At 67.0% G+C, this 3,275-nt stretch carries 4 protein-coding genes; 2 read left to right on the top strand and 2 right to left on the bottom strand.

What is annotated here, in order from left to right; genetic code table 11:
* Positions 1 to 554, top strand: a 554-nt coding sequence (locus VH499_RS17360; protein WP_332054002.1) for a serine hydrolase domain-containing protein, incomplete at its 5' end; no start/stop codon positions are given.
* A 60-nt stretch (positions 555 to 614) separates the two neighbouring features.
* Complete coding sequence (locus tag VH499_RS17355) at positions 615 to 974, top strand: hypothetical protein (RefSeq protein WP_332054001.1); 360 nt, start codon at positions 615 to 617, stop codon at positions 972 to 974.
* A 183-nt stretch (positions 975 to 1,157) separates the two neighbouring features.
* Here the strand turns inward: VH499_RS17355 and tnpC are convergent, their stop codons facing one another.
* Both tnpC and tnpB read right to left on the bottom strand, forming a co-directional pair.
* Positions 1,158 to 2,768: an IS66 family transposase gene (gene tnpC / locus VH499_RS17350; protein ID WP_332054000.1), complete on the bottom strand. Its 1,611-nt coding sequence runs from the start codon at positions 2,766 to 2,768 to the stop codon at positions 1,158 to 1,160.
* A 118-nt stretch (positions 2,769 to 2,886) separates the two neighbouring features.
* Positions 2,887 to 3,234: an IS66 family insertion sequence element accessory protein TnpB gene (gene tnpB, locus VH499_RS17345; RefSeq protein ID WP_332054003.1), complete on the bottom strand. Its 348-nt coding sequence runs from the start codon at positions 3,232 to 3,234 to the stop codon at positions 2,887 to 2,889.
* Positions 3,235 to 3,275: the final 41 nt, after the last annotated feature.

Raw genomic sequence — 3,275 nt, 5'->3', positions numbered from 1 at the left:
ACATGAGGACCCTGTCGCGCTGGACCGAGCCCGGCACGAAGTTCAACTACAATAGCGGCGAGACCGATCTCGTCGGCATCGTGGTCTCCAATGCCGTCGGAAGGTCGCTATCGCAGTACGCCTCCGAGAAGCTCTGGCAGGCCTATGGCATGGAGCGCGACGCCACGTGGATGATCGACCCGGCTGGCCACGAGCGCGGCGGCTGCTGCCTGTCGATGACGCTTGGTGACTACGCCCGCTTCGGCCAGTTCATGCTGGACGGCGGCATCGCGCGCGGTCGGCAGGTCCTGCCCATCGGATGGATCGCCCAGGCAACGTCGCGGCAGATCACCTATGGCTGGCGCGACTCCTCCGGTTACGGATACTTCTGGTGGGTGGGCCAGGACGGCGCCTACGATGCTTCCGGCATCTTCGGCCAATCGATCACTGTCGTCCCTGACGAGCGACTGGTGATCGTCATCAACTCGGCCTGGCCCAAGGCCGTGGCTGGCGATCTAGCCGGTGCGCGCAACGCCTTCATCAACGGCGTGCGCGCGGCGGCGAAGACGCTTTAGGGGAGAAGCAGCGTACCGCTACGATGGTAAAGATACTTGGCAGCTTCGACGGAGGGAAACATGCGGGCCTACGTACCGAGTGCGGTTATTCTTGCTTTGTTTGCAAACACGGCCGACGCGGAGACATGGCAGGCTCAGCCCGTGAGCAACGAAGCGAAATCCGTCAGCGCTTGCGGATCTATCGGCCCACTGTACACGTTTGAGCTTATCGATAGCCAGTTCACGGCAAGTACTACTTTAGGCAAGTCTTTCACGATCACGATCCCGTCAGACGGGAAGATCGATCAGAAGTACAACGGGGGTTGGTACGAAATGGTCGGCAACGTCCGGACAAGGCAGTTGGAAATCATTAACGCCCCCGACTGTCGGTGGACACTGCGGAATTGCGAGCCGCCCTATGCGGCCCGGCGCTACTGCTAGCCCAGACGCTAGCGCCGCCTTTCACATCCAAGAGGTAATGGCGCCCCTTCAGCGATCCCGACGCCGCCCCACAGCGGATCGAGGGTCATGTCGACGAGCTGCTGGCGACCATCGATCGCGGACGGGTACGCATACGGCCAAGGCCGCGGCGAAGGCACTTGATTGCAGGCGTGAACTGAGGTTCTACGCCGCGATCTTTTGCAGCCGGTGTCGCTTCCAGTTCCAGGGCAGCAAGTCGTCGATCCGTTTGGCCGGGTGATCCTGCAAGCGTGCCAGGAGATCAGCGAGCCAGGCCTGTGGGTCGACGTCGTTGAGCTTTGCAGACTCGATCAAGGTGTAGATGGCGGCGGCGCGGCGGCCGCCGCCGTCGGAACCGGCGAAGGTCCAGTTGTGACGGCCTACGGCGATGCCGCGCAATGCCCGCTCGGCGGCGTTATTGGTCATGCACAGCCGGCCATCGTCGAGGAAGCGGACCAGACCGTCCCAGCGATTGAGGCTGTAGGCGATCGCCTTGGCGACCTGGCTGTTGGGCGAGAGCCTGTCGTGCTGCTGGCGCAGCCAAGCCTCCAGCGCTTCGGCCCGCGGCCGGCTGCGCTCCTGCCGCATCCGCCGGCGCTCGGCCGGCGGCTTACCGCTGATCTCGCGCTCGATGTCGAACAGCGCATCGATGCGCGACACCGCCTCGATGGCAATCGGTGCCTTGGTGAACCGTGCCAGGTCGAAGAACTTGCGTCTGGCATGGGCCCAGCACACCGCCTCGACGATCGGCCCGGGCTTGCGGCCGGCCTCGTAGAGCCGATTGAATCCGGCATAGGCATCGGCCTGCATCAGCCCGGTGTAACCGGCCAGGTGCGCCTCGGGATGCACGCCGCCGCGATCGGGCGAGTAGAAGTAGACCGCCGCCGGCGGATCGGTGCCGGCGAACGGCCGGTCGTCGCGCACGTAGGTCCACAGCCGCCCGGTACGGGTCTTGCCGGCGGCGAGCACCGGTACCGTCGTCTCGTCGGCGTGGATGCGTGCGGCCGCAAAGACATGGTTGCGGATCGCCTCGATCATCGGCATCAGCGTCGCCGCCGACGCGCCGACCCAGTCGGCCAAGGTCGACACGTCGAGCGGCACACCCTCGCGGGCATAGGTGGCGGCCTGACGCGTCAGCGGCAGATGCAGGCCGTACTTGCCGAACAGCACGTGCGCCAGCAGGCCAGGGCCGGCGCGGCCGCGCGCGATCGGGTGCGACGGCGCCGGTGGCTGGGCGATCTTCTCGCAGCTCCGGCACGAGAACTTCTCGCGTACATGCTGGATCACCTTCCACTGGCGCGGCACCAGCTCCAGCATCTCGGTCACGTCCTCGCCCAGCTTGTGCAGCGACCCGCCGCAGCACGGGCACGCGCTCGGCGCCGGGTGGACCACGCGCTCGCGCGGCAGATGCTCCGGCAGCGGCCGGCGCGCCGGCTTGCGGCGCTCGAACGACTGCACGACCACGCCCGGCGTCTCGGCCGGCTTGCTCGCCTGCGCCGCCGCCTCCGCCTGCGCCTCGTCCTCCTCGAGCTCGAACAGCTGCAGCTCGAGCTGGTCGAGCAGCGCCCTACGCTCCGACGACTGGCCGAACCGCTCGTGCCGCAGCTTGGCGATCGTGTGCCGCAGCTTCTCGATCTCGAGACCGCGAGCCGTGGCCTCGTTCTCGGCCGTCGCGGCGCGCGCTTCGGCCGCCGTCAGCGCTGCGCGCTGTGCCACGATCAGCGCCTTCAGCGCTGCGATGTCGTCCGGCAGAGGCTCGTCGGGGGGGCGCGGCACATCGCGATTGTGGCGACACCAACGGCTCAGGCAATCATCTTGACGCTCGACGAGTCGTCATGTCGCATGACCTTCGCCAAGGCTTCGGCCGACTCGGGCGGAGTAACCTCCGCCCCAATCAACCTGCAACCTGCGGTCGCCACGTCCGATCCGGCAGGCGCCAGTCGATCCCCTCCAGCAGGTAGCCAAGCTGCGCCGCGCTGATCGTCACCGCATCGCCTTCCGTGCGCGGCCACACGAAACGGCCGCGCTCCAGACGCTTGGCCAGCAGGCACATCCCCTGGCCGTCGTGCCAAAGGATCTTCAACAACCCGCCCCGCTTGCCGCGGAACACGAACAGATGCCCACAGTGCGGATCGCGCTTCAGCACCTCTTGCACCACCAACGCCAGGCCGTCGAAGCCGCGACGCATGTCCGTCGTCCCGCTCGCCAACCACACCCGCGTCTCCGAGGGCAGCCCGATCATCGGCCCAGCGCCCGCAGCACCCGGCCCAGCGCTGCCTCGTC

The sequence above is a fragment of the Reyranella sp. genome (assembly GCF_036558665.1).
In the GTDB taxonomy this organism is placed as follows: domain Bacteria; phylum Pseudomonadota; class Alphaproteobacteria; order Reyranellales; family Reyranellaceae; genus Reyranella.
Note: the sequence above shows the minus strand (reverse complement) of the source record. Positions and strands in the feature narration are given on the sequence as shown.

What these genes read in the sequence shown, in the direction of transcription:
- VH499_RS17355 (WP_332054001.1), top strand. Translation starts at nt 615, where the DNA reads ATGCGGGCCTACGTACCGAGTGCGGTTATTCTTGCTTTGTTTGCAAAC.
- tnpB (WP_332054003.1), bottom strand. Translation starts at nt 3,234, where the DNA reads ATGATCGGGCTGCCCTCGGAGACGCGGGTGTGGTTGGCGAGCGGGACG.